The 1,719-nt window shown below is 37.5% G+C and carries 2 protein-coding genes; both read right to left on the reverse strand.

Annotated features, from left to right (window positions below; genetic code table 11):
- Positions 1-316 precede the first annotated feature (316 nt).
- Entirely contained in the window at positions 317-613 is a 297-nt protein-coding gene (locus tag VHA02S_RS24670) for a hypothetical protein (protein ID WP_038899721.1), read from the reverse strand.
- 128 nt (positions 614-741) lie between these two features.
- Entirely contained in the window at positions 742-1,704 is a 963-nt protein-coding gene (locus tag VHA02S_RS24675) for a DUF4145 domain-containing protein (protein ID WP_038899722.1), read from the reverse strand.
- Positions 1,705-1,719 lie beyond the last annotated feature (15 nt).

Raw genomic sequence — 1,719 nt, forward strand, 5'->3', positions numbered from 1 at the left:
AAGACGCGCCAAAGAAATAGGCTAAGAGTTAGAAACCGTAAAAGAGGAAATCAAAGCAAACACTCCGCATATAGTGCCACCGGAAAGAACGTGAAAGGCACTAACTGAAAGGTGTAAATACGAGCGCCAAAACAGATAAACACCAAAACTGATGACCTTTGATGTCAAACCCGTACTAACGCCGCGTTAAGTGGTGAGCAACGCTACCACCCTACCTAAACCATTGTGCCGTAAACACTAAATTCAAAACAAACCGAAAATGCCAAGCGTTGGGAATCCGTCTTAAACGCTTTGTTATAGCTAAACTCCAAGCTATTTACTTTTTCTTTAACCACTCTAAGTAAATACCATTAGTTTGGCAAAGGTGAAGAAGATACTGCTTAGCCTTAGGCTCTACTGCTACATCAGAAAACTCACCATTATCTAGGTAGATCCTGATACGGAATTTGTCTGTTTTATCGCCACTTCGAAGCCCTTTCGGCTTTCTAACCCCAAAAATGACACCTTCATGTTTGTCATTTTGATAAGGACCAGACACAAAATAACCTTTATCCCGCAGAAGGTTTAAAATACCTAGTACAACTTGATAATCTGACACTAAAATATCTCCCATCAATACTACATTGTTTATTGAACACGATTAGCTATAACGCCGCATTAAGGTGTGAGCAGCGCTTGGCTATACTTGAGCGAAGCGAAAATGCCGAGCGTTGCGAATCACTCTTAAATGCTTTGTTATATTTATTTTACGCGATATACGTTTTTAAGATGCCAATCAGCTGTTATACCTTGATGATTGGTTACAGATGTAATACTAGCGATTATGCTACAGTTAACCTCGACATTTTGCTCATTTAGTTTGAACATATCTTCGTTAGATAAATCAACAATTACGTACTGACCAACAGACAGATCAAGCAGACTAATTTCCATTGGGTCTTCAGTATCGATATCAGCTACGACAAATAGACCTGTCCTTTCAACCTGTGCACCGCTATCTGCAATTGCAATATCTTCACCAAATTCACTCGCCATGAAATACCTTAATTTCATGGTAAATTCTTCTGTGTTGAGTGTATCGCCAAAAGAAGTCTGATCTGCCATTTGGCGAGCAAAGTCTTCTATTACGCTAGTAGTTAAAGTACCTAGTTTGTATTTGCCATTGAAAGAAGAAAACAGTTCTTTATAAATTGATTTTAGATCGTTAATGCAAGAAGCAGCTTCAATTTTTAGGTCATCACGCTTTTGAGACTTAAATCCGTCATTGAAGTGCAAACAGTTATTCCTAATCTTACGAATTTTATCAAATTTGCTGTGTACAGAAGAAGAAATTATTCCTAATTCGTTAAGCTTATTGATTCGATCAAACTGAGAATGATTGGTGAGTTTTTGGTGTCCCTGTTTTTCAGCAAAGTACCTACATAGATCTTCACTTGCGACTCCAACTAAAGCGATAGTACTGAAGTAAGCACCAAGAGAATAAGATAGCTCAGCTTCTTTAATTAAGCGGATGAAGTCACCAGTTTCATCAACGACTCCGATATTCTCTATTTCCCACTTTCTTTCTACAATGTTATCGATTTCTGAATTAACCCACTGTTGGAATGAATGTTTATACGCTGCTTTATCTCGCTCGATTAGATCACTTGTTTCTGTGATATTGAATTTCTTATAGTCAAATTTTGTACAGTCAAAATATCTCATAACTCACCAATAAAT

The sequence above is a fragment of the Vibrio harveyi NBRC 15634 = ATCC 14126 = KCTC 12724 genome, assembly GCF_001591145.1.
GTDB classification, from domain to species: Bacteria; Pseudomonadota; Gammaproteobacteria; order Enterobacterales; family Vibrionaceae; genus Vibrio; species Vibrio harveyi.

Coding starts and splice junctions, on each gene's coding strand:
- VHA02S_RS24670 (WP_038899721.1), bottom strand. CDS start 613: ATGGGAGATATTTTAGTGTCAGATTATCAAGTTGTACTAGGTATTTTA.
- VHA02S_RS24675 (WP_038899722.1), bottom strand. CDS start 1,704: ATGAGATATTTTGACTGTACAAAATTTGACTATAAGAAATTCAATATC.